Origin of the sequence: Denitrificimonas caeni (assembly GCF_905120345.1) — a bacterium.
Lineage (GTDB): Bacteria > Pseudomonadota > Gammaproteobacteria > Pseudomonadales > Pseudomonadaceae > Denitrificimonas > Denitrificimonas caeni_A.
In genome coordinates this window covers 1-18,362 of sequence record NZ_CAJHOA010000006.1, presented here as the reverse complement: position 1 = coordinate 18,362, position 18,362 = coordinate 1, and the positions used below count along the sequence as shown (strand labels likewise).

Annotated in this window: 22 protein-coding genes; 17 read left to right on the top strand and 5 right to left on the bottom strand. The window is 51.6% G+C overall.

Annotation, left to right across the window (positions count from 1 at the left end; translation table 11 throughout):
* The first annotated feature begins 2 nt into the window (after nucleotides 1-2).
* A complete protein-coding gene (arcC, locus tag JYJ62_RS11525; RefSeq protein ID WP_205342376.1) occupies nucleotides 3-920 on the top strand; it encodes a carbamate kinase in 918 nt (305 codons plus the stop codon).
* A 47-nt stretch (nucleotides 921-967) separates the two neighbouring features.
* Here the strand turns inward: arcC and JYJ62_RS11520 are convergent, their stop codons facing one another.
* From JYJ62_RS11520 to pnuC, 3 genes are read right to left on the bottom strand one after another with little or no spacing between them, the layout of a single operon-like run.
* Nucleotides 968-1,186 carry a VF530 family DNA-binding protein gene (locus JYJ62_RS11520; RefSeq protein ID WP_205342375.1) on the bottom strand — a complete coding sequence of 73 codons (219 nt, stop codon included), beginning with the start codon at nucleotides 1,184-1,186 and terminating at the stop codon, nucleotides 968-970.
* On the bottom strand, nucleotides 1,183-1,761 hold the full coding sequence (locus JYJ62_RS11515) for an AAA family ATPase (protein ID WP_205342374.1): 579 nt from the start codon (nucleotides 1,759-1,761) through the stop codon (nucleotides 1,183-1,185). The genes JYJ62_RS11520 and JYJ62_RS11515 overlap by 4 nt, the downstream gene beginning before the upstream one ends.
* The gene (pnuC, locus tag JYJ62_RS11510) at nucleotides 1,758-2,330 is read right to left on the bottom strand and encodes a nicotinamide riboside transporter PnuC (protein WP_420042845.1); all 573 of its coding nucleotides are present in this window, start codon (nucleotides 2,328-2,330) and stop codon (nucleotides 1,758-1,760) included. Before pnuC ends, JYJ62_RS11515 begins: the two co-directional genes overlap by 4 nt.
* 190 nt (nucleotides 2,331-2,520) lie before the next feature.
* Between pnuC and JYJ62_RS11505 the strand changes: the two genes are divergently transcribed.
* From JYJ62_RS11505 to JYJ62_RS11440, 14 genes are all read left to right on the top strand, one after another.
* Nucleotides 2,521-3,840, top strand: coding sequence for a Na+/H+ antiporter family protein (locus JYJ62_RS11505; RefSeq protein WP_205342373.1), 1,320 nt, complete (start codon nucleotides 2,521-2,523; stop codon nucleotides 3,838-3,840).
* A 40-nt stretch (nucleotides 3,841-3,880) separates the two neighbouring features.
* On the top strand, nucleotides 3,881-5,266 hold the full coding sequence (locus JYJ62_RS11500; protein WP_205342372.1) for an AAA family ATPase: 1,386 nt from the start codon (nucleotides 3,881-3,883) through the stop codon (nucleotides 5,264-5,266).
* Nucleotides 5,259-5,807: a hypothetical protein gene (locus JYJ62_RS11495; protein WP_205342371.1), complete on the top strand. Its 549-nt coding sequence runs from the start codon at nucleotides 5,259-5,261 to the stop codon at nucleotides 5,805-5,807. Before JYJ62_RS11500 ends, JYJ62_RS11495 begins: the two co-directional genes overlap by 8 nt.
* Complete coding sequence (locus tag JYJ62_RS11490) at nucleotides 5,808-6,509, top strand: RNA ligase family protein (protein ID WP_205342370.1); 702 nt, start codon at nucleotides 5,808-5,810, stop codon at nucleotides 6,507-6,509.
* A 49-nt stretch (nucleotides 6,510-6,558) separates the two neighbouring features.
* Nucleotides 6,559-8,025, top strand: coding sequence for a F0F1 ATP synthase subunit beta (gene atpD / locus JYJ62_RS11485; protein ID WP_205342369.1), 1,467 nt, complete (start codon nucleotides 6,559-6,561; stop codon nucleotides 8,023-8,025).
* Nucleotides 8,022-8,432: a hypothetical protein gene (locus tag JYJ62_RS11480; protein ID WP_205342368.1), complete on the top strand. Its 411-nt coding sequence runs from the start codon at nucleotides 8,022-8,024 to the stop codon at nucleotides 8,430-8,432. Before atpD ends, JYJ62_RS11480 begins: the two co-directional genes overlap by 4 nt.
* The gene (locus JYJ62_RS11475; protein ID WP_205342367.1) at nucleotides 8,429-8,710 is read left to right on the top strand and encodes an AtpZ/AtpI family protein; all 282 of its coding nucleotides are present in this window, start codon (nucleotides 8,429-8,431) and stop codon (nucleotides 8,708-8,710) included. Before JYJ62_RS11480 ends, JYJ62_RS11475 begins: the two co-directional genes overlap by 4 nt.
* A gap of 44 nt (nucleotides 8,711-8,754) precedes the next feature.
* On the top strand, nucleotides 8,755-9,069 hold the full coding sequence (locus tag JYJ62_RS11470) for an ATP synthase subunit I (RefSeq protein ID WP_205342366.1): 315 nt from the start codon (nucleotides 8,755-8,757) through the stop codon (nucleotides 9,067-9,069).
* The gene (locus JYJ62_RS11465; protein WP_205342365.1) at nucleotides 9,070-9,762 is read left to right on the top strand and encodes a F0F1 ATP synthase subunit A; all 693 of its coding nucleotides are present in this window, start codon (nucleotides 9,070-9,072) and stop codon (nucleotides 9,760-9,762) included.
* A 2-nt stretch (nucleotides 9,763-9,764) separates the two neighbouring features.
* On the top strand, nucleotides 9,765-10,043 hold the full coding sequence (locus JYJ62_RS11460) for a F0F1 ATP synthase subunit C (protein ID WP_205342364.1): 279 nt from the start codon (nucleotides 9,765-9,767) through the stop codon (nucleotides 10,041-10,043).
* 6 nt (nucleotides 10,044-10,049) lie between these two features.
* Nucleotides 10,050-10,820: a hypothetical protein gene (locus JYJ62_RS11455; protein ID WP_205342363.1), complete on the top strand. Its 771-nt coding sequence runs from the start codon at nucleotides 10,050-10,052 to the stop codon at nucleotides 10,818-10,820.
* A 4-nt stretch (nucleotides 10,821-10,824) separates the two neighbouring features.
* The gene (locus JYJ62_RS11450) at nucleotides 10,825-12,393 is read left to right on the top strand and encodes a F0F1 ATP synthase subunit alpha (protein ID WP_205342362.1); all 1,569 of its coding nucleotides are present in this window, start codon (nucleotides 10,825-10,827) and stop codon (nucleotides 12,391-12,393) included.
* Nucleotides 12,394-13,263, top strand: coding sequence for a F0F1 ATP synthase subunit gamma (locus JYJ62_RS11445; RefSeq protein WP_205342361.1), 870 nt, complete (start codon nucleotides 12,394-12,396; stop codon nucleotides 13,261-13,263). It abuts the gene before it with no gap.
* An 84-nt stretch (nucleotides 13,264-13,347) separates the two neighbouring features.
* Nucleotides 13,348-14,742, top strand: a complete 1,395-nt coding sequence (locus JYJ62_RS11440; RefSeq protein WP_205342360.1) for an amidase — start codon at nucleotides 13,348-13,350, stop codon at nucleotides 14,740-14,742.
* A 149-nt stretch (nucleotides 14,743-14,891) separates the two neighbouring features.
* Here the strand turns inward: JYJ62_RS11440 and JYJ62_RS11435 are convergent, their stop codons facing one another.
* The gene (locus JYJ62_RS11435) at nucleotides 14,892-15,659 is read right to left on the bottom strand and encodes an SDR family oxidoreductase (RefSeq protein ID WP_205342359.1); all 768 of its coding nucleotides are present in this window, start codon (nucleotides 15,657-15,659) and stop codon (nucleotides 14,892-14,894) included.
* Nucleotides 15,660-15,684: 25 nt separating this feature from the next.
* Nucleotides 15,685-16,752, bottom strand: coding sequence for a phosphotransferase family protein (locus JYJ62_RS11430; RefSeq protein WP_205342358.1), 1,068 nt, complete (start codon nucleotides 16,750-16,752; stop codon nucleotides 15,685-15,687).
* A 361-nt stretch (nucleotides 16,753-17,113) separates the two neighbouring features.
* On the opposite strand from JYJ62_RS11430, the gene tnpA reads away from it, so the two are divergent.
* Both tnpA and JYJ62_RS11420 read left to right on the top strand, forming a co-directional pair.
* Entirely contained in the window at nucleotides 17,114-17,512 is a 399-nt protein-coding gene (gene tnpA / locus JYJ62_RS11425; protein WP_205342357.1) for an IS200/IS605 family transposase, read from the top strand.
* On the top strand, nucleotides 17,509-18,362 hold an 854-nt coding region (locus tag JYJ62_RS11420; protein ID WP_205342356.1), incomplete at its 3' end, for an RNA-guided endonuclease TnpB family protein. The genes tnpA and JYJ62_RS11420, both read left to right, overlap by 4 nt.

The window sequence follows — 18,362 nt, the reverse complement described above, 5'->3', positions numbered from 1 at the left end:
TTATGTTAGTGGTTGCAGCATTAGGCGGAAACGCGTTATTACAGCGCGGACAGCCGCTGACGGCTCAGGTGCAGCGTGACAATGTCAAAGTGGCGGCATGCGCTTTAGCGGAAATTGTTCGCGCGGGACATCAACTGGTGATCACTCATGGCAATGGGCCACAGGTCGGTCTGCTGGCGTTACAGAACGATGCGTATAACCCTGGCGAAAGCTATCCGTTGGATGTGCTCGGTGCACAAACCGCGGGCATGATCGGTTATTTGATTGAGCAAGAAATGGAAAATGCACTGCAGCACAGTTGCTCAATTGCCACTTTGTTAACTCAGGTGGTGGTCGATCGTGATGATCCAGCTTTTGCCACACCGACTAAATTTATTGGTCCGGTATACAGCCAAGAAGAAGCAGAAACTCGCGCGGCACAGGCGGGCTGGCAGATTGCGCAAGACGGTGATAAGTGGCGTCGTGTGGTGGCCTCACCCAAGCCTATCGATATTCCTGATGAGCACGTGATTAAGCTGTTAGTTGCTCAAGGTGTGGTGGTGGTGTGCAACGGCGGCGGTGGTATTCCGGTCATACGCCAAGCCGATAATAGTTTGCAAGGTGTTGAAGCTGTCATCGACAAAGACTTCTCCAGTGCATTTTTAGCGAAGCAATTAGGCGCTGATGCGTTATTACTGCTGACTGATGTCGATGCCGTGTACCAAGGCTTTGGCACGCCTGAGGCAAAGCCGCTAAGTGCATTAACCATCGCTGAAAGTCATGCCTTGAATCTTCCTGCCGGTTCCATGGGGCCGAAAATCAATGCCGCCTGCAGCTTTGCAGAAAGCGGTGGTTTTAGTGCGATTGGTCGCCTATCCGAGGCATTGGCACTGTTGTCCGGTCAAGCTGGAACGCATATTGTCAGTCAACATCCTACTTAAAGACTACAGCGCTTGCCGTTATGCTATCCCCAGATAACGGCAGTCGCTCAAGGAAACGTACTGATATACAAGGCTTCAACTTTATCGCGAGCCCATTGGGTTTTACGTAAAAATTTCAGTGATGATTTTTCTGACGGGTCAGATTTAAAACAATTGACTGGAATCTGTTCGGCCAGCGCTTCCCAGCCATAGTGCTCCACTAAGCGATTAAGGATAACGGCTAAAGTGACACCGTGCAGCGGATCGTGGGCGTGTGGGCTCGTCATTGTTTAATGCTCTTCTTTACAGTCAAAGGATTGTTCGCTGGTGTTGCTCGATTATCGTCTAATAGTTGCTCAATAGCAGCCTCTAACTGTTGATAGCGAGCGTGCCATGTCCCCGTGAGTCGCAGCACCGGCTGCTGGTGCGTCTGCAGCCAGTGCTCAAGCTGCTGATGAAACTGCTGGCGCTCGGCCAGTTCAGGTTGACAACGTTGTCCATCCGCTTGCCACGGTAGGCCGTCTGGACTGAGCAAACCAATTAAATCGTAATGCAGCGCTTGCAGCGCCTGTTCAATCCACGCTGGGCTGGTTTTGAACAGGGTTTCACTCCATAGTTTATTACTTAATAAATGCGTGTCGAGTAATAACAAGGGTGGACATTGCGCTCGTGCCGCCAATTCGCGTTTAAGTTGTTGCTCGGCGATCGTGCTGATATCAGCGTAGCAGGTCTCACGCTGCTCGTGCTCGATAAACTCACGAACATATTCGCTGACTAAAGGTGCATTAAAACGCTCTGCCAGCGCTTGGCTCAGCGTGCTTTTGCCCGCCGATTCAGGCCCAGTTAACACCACGACTTTCATATTGCCAGCCTTAAGTTGCCGCGCCATTGCAGCCAACCATAGATGGCGAGGGCGGTAAACAGTAAATACAATACGGCAGTAAGGTACAGCTCTGCGCTGATAAACATGCCGACATAGATGATATCGAGGACAATCCACAGCAGCCAACACTGCAGACGTTTTTGCGCCATCCAGTATTGTGCGACCAAACTAAAACCGGTCAGTGCCGCGTCCAGCCAAGGTAGGTTGGCATCAGTGTATTGACTCATGCTAAAGCCCAATGCAAGGGTGATACTGGCGCCGATCAGTAATCCTTGGTTGATGCCAGTTGCGCTGAGACTGCTGACCACACGACCTTGCTGTTGCGTACCACCACGTAACCACTGCCACCAGCCATAGATTTGCAGCACCACATAAATAATCTGCAGCAGCATTTCTGAATACAGCCGTGCATCGTAAAATATCCAGACATACAGCAGCACCATCAGCAAGCCAACCGGCCACGCAGCAGGCTTTTGTTGGGTCATCCAATACACAGAGAGTGCGCCTAAACTGGCGGCAATCAGCTCGATCCAGGGTATAGAGAGCATGCTTGGCTCCAAGTCAATCAGGCAATAAAGTTGCGCATAATAGCAGGCTGTTGCTCCGTCAAGGCGAGCTTTAGGCGAGCAGCAGAGCGAATCGACGGTTTATTCTTGGTTTCAGCCGTGTAAACTGCGCAGCTTAAAAGTACAGCGCAGCATTGCCTGTGCAAAAATTTATAATCTGATTGGGGCGGTTATGAACGCAGTTGTTGTCGCGGTAGGGCTAATGCTACTGCTGAGTTTGCTACGAGTGCATGTGGTGGTGTCGTTAATTATTGGCGCTGTGGTCGGTGGCTTGCTGGGCGGCTTAGGTATTGAAAGCACCTTAGCAGCGTTCAATAAAGGCTTGGGTGGCGGCGCAACGGTAGCGCTGTCGTATGCCTTACTGGGTGCGTTTGCCGTAGCAATTAGCAAGTCTGGTGTGGCGCATGCCTTGGCAGGAAAGATCCTCAGCATGGTCGGCCGTCAGCAAGGCAAAGGCACCGAGATGGTGAAGTGGTTGCTGATCGCGGTGCTGTTAGTCGCGGCCGTGTCCTCGCAAAATATCTTGCCGATACATATCGCTTTTATTCCGTTGCTGGTTCCGCCTTTACTCTATGTGATGGGGCGTTTGCAGTTGGATCGTCGTCTGATCGCTTGTGTACTGACTTTCGGTTTGATTACTCCCTATATGTTTTTACCCGTCGGTTTTGGCGGGATTTTCCTGAAAGAAGTGTTGCTGGCTAACGTGGCTAAAGGCGGCGTTGATGTCAGCGGTTTAAGCGTGATGCAGGCGATGGTGATTCCAGCGGCGGGCATGTTGTTTGGCTTGTTGGTGGCGGTGTTGTTCAGCTATCGCAAAAAGCGTGTCTACCACGAGGTTGCCGCAGGCGAGGTGGGTTCAGCCAGCAACAGCTACAGCCCGAAAAGCTTACTGGCTGCCGGTGCTGCAGTGATCGCCGCCTTTGTCGTGCAACTATGGCTCGACTCGATGATTATGGGTGCGTTAGTTGGCTTTGTGGTGTTTTCTCTCTCTGGTGTGGTGCGCTGGAAAGAAACCGATGATTTGTTTACCGACGGCATGAAAATGATGGCCATGATCGGTTTTATTATGATTGCCGCATCAGGTTTTGCTGAAGTGATGCGTGAAACTGGACAAATCCAGACCTTGGTCGATTCATCGGTATTCTGGATTGGCGATAGCAAAGCGATTGGTGCCATTTTGATGTTGTTGGTGGGCTTATTGATCACCATGGGGATTGGTTCATCCTTTTCCACGGTGCCAATCATCGCCGCGATTTTTGTACCCTTAGCCATGCAGCTGGGTTTCAGTCCTTTAGCCATTGTCAGTATTGTCGGTACTGCCGGTGCGTTGGGTGATGCCGGTTCACCAGCCTCCGACTCAACTCTGGGTCCAACCTCAGGTTTAAATATGGACGGCCAACACAGCCATATTTGGGATACGGTGGTACCGACCTTTATTCACTATAATTTGCCATTATTAGCCTTCGGCTGGGCGGCGGCGATGCTATTGTGATAGGAGTTGTTTAACATAGTGTTAAAGGAGCTCTGAATCAATGTTGACACAGTGGCGGATTAAGAACTTTAAAGCTTGGCAGGATACGGGGCCGATTAAACTGGCGCCGTTGACGGTGATTTTTGGTGAAAACAGTGTTGGTAAAAGCAGTTTAGGCCAACTGTTACAGGCTTTAAAACACAGCACAATCTCCAGTGAAATCGAGCAGTCGTTAGGTTTAAGTGATGCTCAGAGTTCACTGGATTTAGGCTCATTTACACAATATTTGCACCAAGGTTGCCTTGCGGAGCCTTTAGCGTTTGAGCTGCAATGGCATTTGCCTGATACGTTGCTGCTGGATGATGTCGGACAACAAAATAGCGTTGCCGCCGACACACTACGCTTGCAGGTGAGTGCTATAGCTGATGACAATCAGCAGCTCCAGTTACAGACCATGCAATACATCGTTTCTGCGCAAGGACAAGAGATTGTCGCTGTCAGTTACACTCATACTCAGCGCGATACGCTGCTTGTGCATATTAAAAAGCCGCAGGCATGCACCTATAACATTGCCTTAGAGGATGCGCTGCGCCCCGAGCAGTTTTACCGTTGGCCGGTATCGCAGAGTCTGGGTGCAGGATTTATTGCTGCATTAGCGCAGCAGGCGGAAAAGGTCTTCGAGGGTTGTCACGCGTTAGCTGCGTTGCGCGCGGCACCACAACGACGTTACCACTGGGCCGGTGAGAGACCGGTCAGCGTGGGTGACACCGGTGAGTTTACTGTGGCCGCGCTCTTGGCGGCGGATGCAGACCACCGTAGGCTGCAGTTTTCCAGTGATCAACCTGAGCTGCCGTTTGTCGAGGGCGTGGCGTATTGGTTAAAGCAATTGGGCGTGGCAACGGAGTTTTCTATACAGCCTGTTTCTGCATCAGCCACAGAGTATCAGCTGATGTTTAAAACCCATGCTGAGACTCGAGAGGTGTGTTTAGCCGATATGGGCTTTGGAGTCTCGCAACTCTTGCCCGTGTTGGTACAGGCTTTTTATGCGCAGCCTCATTCAACCTTATGGTTGCAGCAGCCGGAAACTCATTTGCATTCGCAGGTGCAAGCCGGTTTAGCCGATATGCTGATTGCCGCTACACACGCGCGTGAAAATGGACAGGCGCGCAATGTGCAAATTGTCGTCGAGAGTCATTCCGAACACTTTCTTAATCGCTTACAGCGGCGTATTGCCGAAGGCGTGATCAGTCACGAAGATGTGGCGTTATATTTTTGTAGCCGTGAGGGTACACAAGCAAAAATTGAAGCCTTGTCAGTGGATACCTACGGTGAAATTGCAAACTGGCCAGAACATCTGTTTGGCGATGAAATGACCGATATTGCTGCCCGAGCGCTGGCCGCGCTGCAGCGTAAACGTCAGACTGAAAACGGTGCTGACGATGCTTAAAGCAGTGATTGATACCAATGTGCTGCTCGTGGCAAATCAGCAGCATTCTGATATATCGATTGAATGTGTGGCCAGCTGTATTGAACGCTTGCAGGCCATGCAGAGCGCTGGCATCGTAGTCATTGATGATGCGTTTATTATCTTGAATGAGTACCAAAATAAAACCCGTATCAATCCGCCTCGCGGAGTTGGCGATGTGTTTTTAAAATGGTTGTTGCGTAATATGGGTAATCCTCAACGAGTTGAGATGGTCAATGTCACCCTTACCCAGATTGACTGTTATGCCGAATTTCCTGACCAGCAATTACAGGCGGAATTTGATCCGCCGGATCGGATCTTTCCAGCGGTGGCCAATGCCCATCCAGATAAACCGATTATTTGGCAAGCAGCAGATTGTAAGTGGATAGATTGGTGGCCCGTGTTAGCTGAGCACGGCATTAAGGTTAAATTTTTGTGCGTTGCTGATGCGCAGCGCTTTTATGAGACTAAGTTTCCACGGCAGCGGCATGTCCCAGCCCCTGCCATGCCAGAGAGTAATTAAATGTCTGATTTTTTTCGTTTTCCTCATACCCCGCACATTGATTGGTTGGGTGAGGGCATGCCACGTGATGACAAAGTTCTGACTGAACCTGAAATTGCAGCGTTATTAGCTCAGCCCATCCGCGTTGAAGAAAAACTGGATGGGGCCAATCTTGGCATTTCCATGCGTGACAATGGTGAACTACGCGCACAGAATCGAGGCCAATACTTATTGGAGCCTTTCGCCGGACAGTTCTCTCGGCTGAACTCTTGGCTGGCCCAGCATCGTTATACGTTATGTGATAACTTAGACAGCGATTGGATCCTCTTTGGTGAATGGTGCGCGGCGCGGCACTCACTTGATTACGATAATTTACCCGATTGGTTTGTCGTATTTGATGTCTACGACCGCACTGCACAGAAGTTTTGGAGTTGCGAGCGGCGCAATGCGTTGGCGGCTAAATTGGGTCTGGCTGTGGTACCCACTCTATATCAGGGCAGCGCTACGCCGGATGAGTTAAAAGAGTTACTGGCCAAGGCCAGCAGTCATTATCGTCAAGGTACGCCAGAAGGGATTGTGATGCGTCATGATTCAGAACTCTGGTGTGAAGCGCGGGCAAAACTGGTGCGTGCTGATTTTGCGCAAACCATTAGTGAGCATTGGCGCAGTCGCGCGATTGAGTGGAACGATGTACAGATAGCGACCGCAGAAGATTTTCAATAAGTTCGCTGTCAGCGGCGCATAGCAAAACACAGTGAGAATGGAGTACGGCATGGATGAGCAGTTAGGGCAATCGACAGAGTCGGTTCACTCGTTAGAAACGGTTGATCGGCAGACTCTGGCTGAGTCGTCTGCTGCTGAAGGTGTCGCTGAGCAGACAAGCGTAGGGCAGGTGATTAAAATCCGTGGCGGTGTGGTTGATGTGCTGTTTGAACAGCCTATTCCACGCATTCACGACTTAGTCTATGCCGGCGACTTAGCCATGGAAGTGGCGGCTCTGCTCGATCAAGGCACCGTGCGCTGCATGGCCTTAGCACCGGTACGAGGCCTAGGCCTCGGTATGCAGGTACGGTCCACTGGCGCGCCGATTCAAGTGCCCGTTGGTGCCGCAGTATTAGGGCGTATGCTCAATGTCTTTGGCGAGGCGATTGATGGTCTGCCGGCCGCCAATACCACACTGTTACGCTCGATCCACCAAGCGCCGCCCGCGCTGGAAGATCGCGTCATCCACAGCGCCATTCTCGAAACTGGGATTAAAGCCATTGATTTACTCTCGCCGATTGAGCGCGGTGGTAAAACTGGGCTGTTTGGTGGCGCTGGCGTGGGTAAAACAGTGCTGATTACTGAGCTGATTAACAATACCGCGCAACATTACAAAGGCGTCAGCTTGTTTTGTGGAATTGGCGAACGCTCTCGTGAGGCAGAAGAGCTGTATCGAGAAATGGGCGAAGCCGGCGTCCGCGATAAAACGGTGATGCTCTTCGGGCAGATGAATGAAGCACCCGGTGTGCGTTTTCTCATCGGTAAAACCGCCCTGACCATGGCCGAGTATTTCCGTGATGATTTACAGCAAGACGTTCTGCTGTTGATTGATAACGTCTTTCGCTTTGTCCAAGCCGGCGCTGAAGTCTCTGGTTTACTCGGGCGTATGCCTTCGCGAGTGGGTTATCAGCCGACGTTAGCCACTGAGCTGGCGTCCTTACAAGAGCGGATTACCTCAACCCGTACCGGCGCGATTACTTCAATTCAAGCGGTGTATGTCCCCGCGGATGACTTTACTGACCCGGCCGCTGCCCATATTTTCTCGCACCTCTCTGCTTCGGTCGTGTTATCGCGCAAACGCGCCAGTGAAGGTTTGTATCCGGCGGTGGATCCCTTGGCCTCGACCTCGGTGATGCTCACGCCTGCCGTGGTGGGGCAGCGCCATTACGATATTGCCCGCGCTGTGCGCCGTACCTTGGCTGAATATGAAGAGCTGCGTGACATTATTGCCATGCTCGGTTTGGAAGAGTTGTCCAGCTCAGACCGCGCGGTGGTGGCGCGCGCGCGTCGTCTTGAGCGCTTTTTAACCCAGCCGTTCTTTTCTGCTGAGTCCTTTAGTGGTGAAGCTGGCGCGCGGGTCTCAGTCGCCGATACGTTGGCCGGTTGCGAACACATCTTGCAGCAAACCGAGTTTGACGATGATGAAATGGATTACTACATGATCGGAGCCTTACCTATGCGTGAGGTGACATTATGAGTCAAGCGGACGTGATGCAGGTCAATCTGCGTTTGCCCACTCGTTTACTCTTTACTTGCGAAGCTAAAAAAGTGTCCGCAGAAGCAGAGAATGGTGCGTTTGCCATGCTGCCTAATCACACTGATTTTGTTGCGGCCTTGTTGCCGTCAGTGCTGGTGATTACCGATGCTGAAGGCGAAGAGAAATTTTTTGGCATTGATCAAGGACTCTTGGTTAAACACGGCCATCAGGTTGATATTGCCGTGCGCCGTGGCGTGCAAGGCGCTGACCTGGCTAGCTTAAATGCGACCATCCAAGCCACCCTTGTTGAGGTGGATGAAGATGAGCGGGTCGCCCGTACGGCGTTATCCAAGCTTGAAGCGGGTATTGTGCGGCGCTTCAGTGACCTACGGAAACCGCTCACATGAATAAAAAAGATGATACGTCCGAGGCCATCCGGCGTCGTGCTGAACGTATGCAACAGACGCGCAACCAGCCAACTTACAGCCCGCTAAGCGGTTTGGGTGTGTTTGGTGTGATTGGTTGGTCGATAGCAATCCCGACCGTCGCGGGGGCTTTTCTGGGCGCGTGGCTGAATCGTGTCGCACCACAAAGCTTCTCTTGGCCGATCGCGTTAATCTTAGGTGGTGTGGTTGTCGGTGCCATGGTGGCATGGAGCTGGATTGATAAAACCCGAGATAAGTAACGGGCTGATGGTTTGCTTGGCAAACAATACAAGGGAGAGTTGCGGTGATAGAGGTAAATAGCAGCGCGATAGTGCTTGGCTTTGCAGTGGGACTGCCGCTCAGTGTGCTATTTTTTTGGGGCTTAAATTGGGGCATGCGTTTAGCCTTAGCCTCAGAGCATCCCGGTCGATTGTTACTATTGAGTTTCTTGTGTCGCTTAGTGCTGTTGCTCACGGTGGGCTTTGGCTTAAGCACATTGACCGCTACGCTGTGGTCACTGGCGGGTTATATGTTGGCGTTTTTGTTGGTCAGAGTTGTCACGGTGATGCGGGCACAAGTGCCTCGTAACGCAACCTTGCCAAAACAGGAGGGCGTATAAATGCAGCTGAGTCCAGATCAAACCGTGGTGTTTACCTTAGGCAATTGGCCGGTCAACGCCACTATCGTTAACACTTGGATTGTCATGGCGTTGTTGGTGGGTATCTCAGTCTTGGTGACACGTAATCTACGTGCTGATCAAGCGCCCGGACGCTGGCGCAGTGCTTTAGAGCTGATCGTCACCCTGATACAAGGGCAAATCGAAGAAGTCACCCGCAGTGGCGCGCGGCATGTCTTGTATTTTGCCGGCACGCTGTTTTTGTTTATTGCCTTAGCGAATCTGTTAACGGTGATTCCAGGCTTTGCCGCGCCGACCTCATCTCTATCGACCACCGTCGCGCTGACCTTAGCGGTGCTGGTGGCAATTCCTTTGTTTGGCATTGCCAATGGTGGGGTGCGTCAGTATCTGCATAAGTTTATTGAGCCCTCCATCATTATGTTGCCGTTTAATATTATTGGTGAGTTCTCGCGCGGCGTATCCTTGGCGATCCGTTTATATGGCAACGTCATGAGCGGTGCAGTGATTGCGGCGATTTTGCTCAGTATTGCACCGTTCTTTTTTCCCGTAGTGATGGATATGCTGGGCCTGTTAACCGGTTTAATTCAGGCTTATATTTTCGCTATTTTAGCCACTGTCTATATTTCATCGGCGATGGCCGAACCACCTCTTAATACCTCTCAAAAGGATAAATAATCATGACTGATCTTGCCCTGATTGCTGCTATATCTATTTTTACTGCCGGTCTCACTGTCGCGATTGGCTCATTAGGCCCCGCCTTGGGTGAGGGACGTGCTGCCGCCGCGGCGATTGCCGCGATTGCTCAGCAGCCGGATGCTGCCCCGACCTTGTCACGTACGCTGTTTGTCAGCTTGGCGATGATTGAATCCACGGCGATTTATTGCTTTGTTGTTGCGATGATTCTTATTTTTGCCAACCCATTTTGGGATGCCATGCAGGTCGCAGCAGGAGCCTAATGCCTTATGTCGATTGATTGGGTAACAGTGCTGGCGCAACTGGCTAACTTTTTGGTGTTATTGTGGCTGCTCAAGCGTTTTCTCTACCGTCCGATTTTAGACGGTATTGATGCGCGTGAAGCCGAAATTGCCAAGCGTCTGGCGGCTGCCGAACAAGCGCAGCAAGAGGCTAAAGCCGCCGAAAGTCAGTATGTAAAGCAGCGCGCGCAGTTGCTGTCTGAACAGGATGCGCTGCTGGAAAAAGCCTTACAGACCACGGAAAAGCAGCGTGATGGCTTATTGGCAGACGCGCGCTCGACATTGCAGCAAGAGCAAAAAGATTGGCGCAAACATCTTGAGCATGAGCGGCAAGCGTTTAATACACGCTTGCAACACAACGGTGCTGAGGCGTTATTAAAATTAACCCGTAAAGCCTTGCATGATCTCGCTGACGAGAGTCTTGAAGACGCCATTGTTCGTCATCTGGGGCAGCAGTTGCCGCCGATTGCTGCAGAGTTACGGCATGCCGCTGCTGGCAGTCTAGAGGCGCAGGTGAGCACGCGTAATCCATTGCCTGAAGCAACCCAAGTGCTGTTGCAGACTGAAGTGCAGCAGTACTTACCTGACGTGCTGTTAAGTTTTGCGACTGATCCACAGCAGTCACCCGGTTTAGTCATGCAGGTCGGTGGTGCACAGGTGGCGTGGACGACTGATAGCTATATGGATGAGTTAGCAGGCTTACTGGCAGAGGACTCGACAGCGACGGCTTCCGCTCGCTTATCCTCCAGTGGGCGTTGAGGACATGGCATTGAATGAACTTGAAGATTCTCCAAAGCAGCAGCTTGAGCAGAGCTTTCATACCTGGCTAGAGGGGCTCAGCTCAGGTGAGACACCGACGCCACTCTTAACCGAAACCGGTACGGTCACCGAAGTGGCGGATGGTGTCGCGATTGTCTCGGGGCTGGCGCGCGCTTTAGCCGATGAGCTACTGGTGTTTGCTTGCGGTGTGCAAGGTATTGTTCTCGATTTAGAGCCCGGCCGTTTAGGTGTTATTTTGCTCGGGCCGTCAGCGCAGATTCGCTTAGGCGAGACGGTCTATCGCACCCGCAAAGTGGTCAGTGTACCGGTCGGCCACGCATTGCTGGGACGAGTGATCGATGCGATGGGGCGTCCACGCGATAGTTTAGGCGCGATCGTTGCAGCGGCGGAGCATCCAGTCGAAGCCGAAGCGCCGAGTATTCTCAATCGCATGCCGATTTTTCGGCCCTTAGCCACTGGCCTGAAAGCCATTGATGCGGCAATTCCAGTGGGTTTAGGCCAACGTCAGCTGATTATTGGCGACCGTCAAACCGGTAAAACCTCGATCGCGATTGATACCATGCTCAATCAAACGCGCTCGAAAGTGATCTGTATCTACTGCGCGATTGGTCAGCGCGGTGATGCGGTCGCACGGGTGATTCGTGCGCTCAAAGATGGCGCGATGTTGCAGCGTAGTATTGTTATGAGTGCCGGTGATGAAGAAGCGCCGGGATTGGCCTATATCGCGCCCTATGCAGCGCTGAGCATGGCCGAGTACTTTTCCGCGCGTGGTGAGGATGTTTTAGTCATCTTGGATGATATGACCCACCACGCGCGCGCCTATCGGGAGCTGTCATTATTGCTACGCCGCCCGCCGGGACGCGAAGCCTTTCCGGGCGATATTTTCTATGTGCATGCGCGCCTCTTAGAGCGCGCCGGACAGTTCGGCGCCGAGATCGGCGGCGGTTCGATTACTGCTTTGCCGGTGGTGGAAACCCAAGCCGGTAACCTCTCGGCTTATATTCCGACCAACCTCATTTCGATTACCGATGGGCAAATTTATCTATCGCCGCAATTGGTGCGCAAAAATCAGTTTCCGGCGGTGGATTTAGGTTTGTCGGTGTCCCGCGTCGGTGGCAAAGCGCAAAACCGTACCTTGCGCGGCGTCTCTGGCAACTTACGAGTGACCTTGTCGCAATTTGAAGAGTTGGAAGACTTTGCGCGTTTTGGCACACGCTTGGACAATACGACCCGGGCGCGTTTAGCGCGCGGGTCTGCCGTACGCAGCGCCTTACGCCAAGCTGAGCGTGACCCGATGCCGGCGTTGGAGCAGCTGGCGGTGTTGGTCGCCGCCATGGAAGGTTTATTTGATCAGTACAATGAACAGCAGATCAGTGGCGCGCTGCGTTTGGTGCGTGATGCGGCGCAGCAAAAACTCGCGGTGATTGAACAGCGGATTGCCGATAATGAAACGCTGCAAAATGACGATCACGTCTTGATTGTTGCCTGTGCGCGTGACGCTTTAGTCACGTTTGACACAAAGGCTATGGATGATGGCGGAGCGACGGTATAGATGGCGCAAACTCTAGAGCATCTGTCGCGTAAAAATGACACCCTAACCAGTATTAGGGGCATCGTGCATACGATGAAAACGCTGTCAGCGATTAATGCCTCACCCTATGAGCACGCGGCGCAATCGATTGAGGCCTATCACCACACTGTTTTGCAAGGGCTGGCGGCTTTTATTTACCGTACTGGTGGCGTCAGTCTGCTCACTGCGGCCAGCCAAGCCAATACGCGTCTGTTGGTGGTGTTTGGTTCTGACCATGGTTTGTGCGGTAACTACAACGAGCTTTTGGCGGATAAGGTCGCTGACTACAGCACCCAGCAGCCTATAGCAAAACAGCATATCCTTTGTATTGGCGCTCGTATGGGCAATGCCTTGCTCGAGCACGAATTAACCCCTGATGCGGTGTTAATGCCACCAGCCTCTGCCGATGGTGTTGGTCGTCTGGCCGGTGATATTGTTACTCGTATTGAGCGCCTTGGCCGTGGCCAGCCGCTGGCCAATCTGGCGGTGACGTTGATTTTTACCCAGCGCGCCGAACACGGCTATCAAGAAACTGTAACCCGCGCGTTGTTGCCTTTGGAACACACCTTATTACAGCCGCAGCAGCGCTGGCAGTCACGTTCACTACCGGACTACACGATGAACGCCGAAGCACTGTTGGCTTCGCTGGTGCGTAATCATGTGTTTGCCAGCGTGTTTCGTGCTTCCGCCGAAGCGATGGTCACCGAAAATGCCACCCGCTTAGCCTTAATGCAGCAGGCCGAGCAGTCGGTCGATGAGCAATTGGATGCGGTGAAACAAGAACTGAGCAGCGTGCGCCAAGATGAAATCACCAATGAGTTGATGGATATCGTCATTGGTCATTTAGCCTAATAAGAGTGTTTTGATTGTCGATATTAGTGCTTGATAATGGCTATGGAATGTATTTTTTCAGAGGCTCCTACCCGAGGATTGACAATGGTAAACATGAACAAGCCCATCGCCACCTTAGCGGCAGAGCTTCGAGCGGGCACCTTATCGGCCCAAGCATTAATTGAAAGCTGTCTTGATGCCTATGAGCAGAGCGAGTCTCATCTCAATGCTTATAAAACCTGGGCCGGAGACGCTGCATTAACAGCAGCGAAACACGCGGATAAGCTACTCAAACAAGGTTATGACTTTGGCCCTTTGATGGGCGTGCCGTTATCAGTAAAAGACATGTTTGCCGTGCCAAATTTACCCATTTATGCCGGCTCTAAGTCAGCGCTGGGTGCCGACTGGCAGCGGCCGGGCGCATTGGTTCAGGCGCTGCTGTCACAGTTGGTGCTGATTACCGGCAAGACTCATACCGTAGAGTTTGCCTTGGGTGGTATTGGTGTGAATGCCCATTGGGGCACGCCAAGAAATCCATGGGACGTGCACAATCACCGCATCCCCGGTGGCTCCAGTGCTGGGGCGGGAGTGTCGTTATGTCAAGGCTCAGCGCTGTTGGCCTTAGGCACCGATACCGCAGGTTCGGTGCGTATTCCGGCCTCAGTGACTGGCACGGTGGGCTTGAAAACAACGGTTGGCCATTGGCCCAAAGATCAGATTGTACCTTTGTCAGACAGCCTAGATACAGCGGGGCTGTTGGCTCGTAGCGTTGAAGATTTACGCTACGCTTACGCCGCGATTGAGGGTCGCTTGCGTGCACAGCCGATGGTGATAGCGCCGCAAAAAGATTGTCGTGGCGTGCGTATTGGTATCCCGGAAAACTTTTTCTGGGAGGATGCCGACAGTAGCGTTTGCGCAGCAGTAAAGACTGCCATGCAACGCTTGGAGCAGGCTGGTGCGCAGCTGATTCCCATCACCGTGCCGCTGTGTGCTGAGTTATTTGCCGATTTTCAAAAGGGTGGCTTGAGTGTGCCCGAGTTCGCGCACTTCCTGAGCGCACATATGCCGGATAAGTTGGAAGAACTTGATCCTGTGGTGAAAATGCGTGTGCAAGACGGCGGTGCTATAACTGCGTTGGAATACTTGAGTCGCAAAGCGTTAGTAAAGCAGGCATCGCAGAGCGCGGCGGGGTTATTTGAGGAGGTGGACCTATGGTTACATCCAACCGTCCCCATTAGTCCGCCTAAGCTAACGGAGATTGCCCTGCTGGATGACTACCGTCGGGCCAATATGTTAATGCTGCGTAATCCGAGTATGGCTAATTTGATGGGGTTGTGTGCACTGAGCATGCCGGTTGGTTTAGATGAGCATGGCATGCCGGTGGGTATGCAGCTTACCGCTGCTGCTGGGCAGGAGGCTAGGTTACTGGCGATGGCCCAAGGCTTTGAAAATGTGCTGGGCAATGGCCAGCAGTTGTTGGGTGCCTGTCCGCTCTTGTAGTGCAGCTGTTGCGTGGGTTGCGGGGTGGTGAACACTGTGCGTGTGGCGCGCTGCGCTAAGTCTGTTTATCCCTCAACGGGCCCATCCGCGGCTCGATGCGGGCACTGCGCCATCCATGGCTACGCTCGTCACAGACCCAGCGCAGAGGCTTAAGCCAGCATCCCGCCATCCACAGTCAGGGTGGTGCCGGTGGTGTAGCTGGAGGCATCGCTGGCGAGGTAGAGCACGGCACCGGCCATTTCGCTAGGGTTGGCGACGCGGTTAAGGGGGATGATTTGCAGTGCATGCTTCAAAATAGCCTCGTTAGAGGTCAGCGCCGAAGCAAACTTAGTGTCGGTTAAACCGGGTAATAGCGCGTTGCAGCGAATGCCAAAGCTGGCGCAATCTTTAGCAAAAGCTTTGGTCATGCTGATCACTGCCGCTTTGGTCACAGAATAAATACCCTGCATCAGCGCCGGTGACACGCCATTCACCGAGGCGACATTGATAATGCTACCGCCGCCAGTTTCGCGCATCAATTTGCCGGCTTCCACCGACATAAAGAAATAACCGCGAATATTGACATCAACGGTTTTTTGGAATGCGCCCAAATCGGTATCTAAAATATTACCGAAGTGTGGGTTAGCGGCAGCGTTATTGACCAGAATATCAAGGCGACCAAACTGCTGACGAATCTGCGCAAACACCGCGCTGATCTGCTCCATTTCGCCAATGTGACAGGCCATCGCCGTGGCTTTACCACCGGCAGCCGTAATGGCATCGACTACCGCTTGGCAGCTTTCAAGACGGCGGCTGGAAACAATCACATGCGCGCCTTGTTGCGCCAGTAACTGCGCAATGGCCGCACCAATGCCACGGCTGGCGCCAGAGACAAAAGCAATTTTACCGTCGAGATCAAATAAATTAGTTTTAGACATAAGGGTTCCCTGCTCTGCAATGGCGTTATAGCGTTGATTTTTTTATGACGTTGAGCGCCATCTGTTCTAACAAAGCGTTAAGTTGGACAAAGGGCGCAAAGCGCTGGTCTTTGGTTTGCCCGTGATAAAAACGGTAATAAATTTGCTGCACAATACCCGCCAAACGGAACAAACCATAGGTGTAATAAAAATCAAAATTAGTGATCTCAATCCCAGCTTGCTTGGCGTAATAATCGACAAATTCTTGCCGGCTGAGCATGCCCGGTGCGTTACTCGGCTGACGACGCATCATTTGTACCGGCGGCGGGTCGCCTGCTTCAATCCAGTAGGCGAGGCTGTTGCCCAAATCCATTAACGGATCGCCAATGGTGGTCATTTCCCAATCCAGTACGCCGATAATCTGCATCGGGTTATCCGGATCAAGAATCACATTATCAAAACGGTAATCGTTGTGAATAATCGCTGGCTGCGGGTGGTCGGCTGGCATTTTCTGATTCAGCCAGGCTTTAACCACCGTCCACAAAGGAGCGTCTGGGGTCAGGGCTTTTTCATAGCGATCACTCCAGCCTTTGATTTGCCGCGCCACATAGCCTTCAGGTTTACCCAGTTCGGCCAAGCCACAAGCCTGATAGTCGACTTGGTGTAAATCCACCAGCTTATCGATAAAGCTTTCACAGAGGGCTTTAGTCTTTTCTGCAGTGAAATTCAGTTCGGCGGGAATATCGGAGCGCAAAATGATGCCTTGCACACGCTGCATCACATAAAACTCATCGCCAATCACGCTGGGGTCAGTGCAGTGCACATAAGCTTTGGGGCAATAAGGAAAGCCCGCGTTGAGTCGGTTGAGAATTAAAAACTCACGGCCCATATCGTGCGCTGATTTAGCTTTTTTACCCAACGGTGGCCGTCGCAGCACCAAATCCTGCTCGGGATAGGAAAGTAAATAGGTCAGATTCGATGCGCCACCGGGAAACTGGCGAATACGAGGTTCGCCAGTAAGGTGCGGCAAATGCGGCTTGAGGTAGCGCGCAATCACCGTCGCATCCAGCTCTTCACCGTCGCGCGCTTGAATGGTTTGATCAGCAAGTGACATATCGAGCCCTTATGCTTATAAATTATTGGCTAGTCGTTACCCTTATAATCTAATGGCCAGCGTAGCGATGCTCAAGCGTCATGCAGGGATTATCATTTTCAGTGTTGATACTTTATCTGTTTGCTTTATAACTGAGGCGGGTCGAGGGCATGCCTGCGCTCAGTTCGGCATCCAAGCACCGCTTGAGAACGAGCGCAGGCATCAGCGGTTAGGTAATAGGCCGCAGTGTTAGGCGTTTAACAAATACCCAGCAGAATTCCCCACCTCTTAGGTGGTGGGATGAATGCGCTCTTGATCTTGCTTTTAGATGATAGCATGATAAAATAAGATCAGTCTTAAATCCTGAGAGCGCTGTATATAAATGCTGTTAGACACAAATGCACATTCAGTCTTTTTGCTCAACTATCACTTGATACTTGTCGCCAAGTACCGCAAGGAAGTGTTTGATGCTGCTGTGTCGAGCAGAGCAAAAGAGATATTTGATCGCATTGCGCCTAACTACAAAATTGAGTGCATGGAATGGAATCACGACAAAGATCATATTCATGTTCTGTTCAAGGCCCACCCCAAAAGCGAGATAAGCAAGTTCATAAATGCTTATAAATCAGCAAGCAGCCGATTACTCAAAAAAGAGTTCCCAGCGATTAAGCAAAAGCTCTGGAAGGATAGGTTTTGGTCGCAGTCGTTCTGCCTTATAACAACAGGCGGTGCGCCGCTTGAAGTAATAAAGCAATACATTATGAGTCAGGGTCAAAAATGAGCGAGCAAATCCTTAAAGCCTATAAGTACAGGCTCTATCCAACGGCAGAGCAGCAAGAGTTCTTTGCTAAGTCGTTTGGTTGTGCTCGCTTTGTTTGGAATAAAATGCTTCACGATAAAATAGAGCATTACGAAAAAACCAAAACCACGCTGAGAAATACACCCGCCCAGTACAAAAAAGAATTTCAATGGCTCAAAGAGGTGGACAGCTTGGCGCTGGCCAACGTCCAGCTTGATCTGCAAAGAGCCTTTCAGAGCTTCTTCAAAAGCAGCTTCGGGTTTCCCAAGTTCAAGAAAAAAGGCATTAAGGACAGCTACACCACCAACAACCAAAAAGGCACGGTAGCTGTTACCTGTCGTTCAATTAAGCTGCCTAAAATCGGTCTCATCAAAGCCAAGATTGATCGTGAGATCAATGGCCATATCAAGAGTGCTACGGTATCAAGGGCACCATCAGGCAAATACTTTGTCAGTGTACTGGCTGAAACTATTACCCAGCCTTTACCTAAAACCAATAGAAGTGTCGGCATTGACTTAGGAATAACAGACTTTATTGTTTTATCAGATAAAACCGCAGTTGTTAATCCTAAGTTTCTAGCCAAGCACGAAAAGAAGCTGGCGCGAGAGCAAAGGGTTTTAGCTCGGCGCAGGTTGGCCGCTAAAGCCGCCAACCGTAAGCTGTCTGAAAGCCGCAATTACCAAAAGCAGCGATTAAAAGTTGCCAGGGTGTATGAGAAAATAGCCAACTGCCGTAAAAACTTTCTGCAAAAAACCTCATTCAATCTCATCAAAAACCACGATGTGATTGTTATTGAGGACTTGAATGTCAAAGGCATGGTTAAAAACAGGTG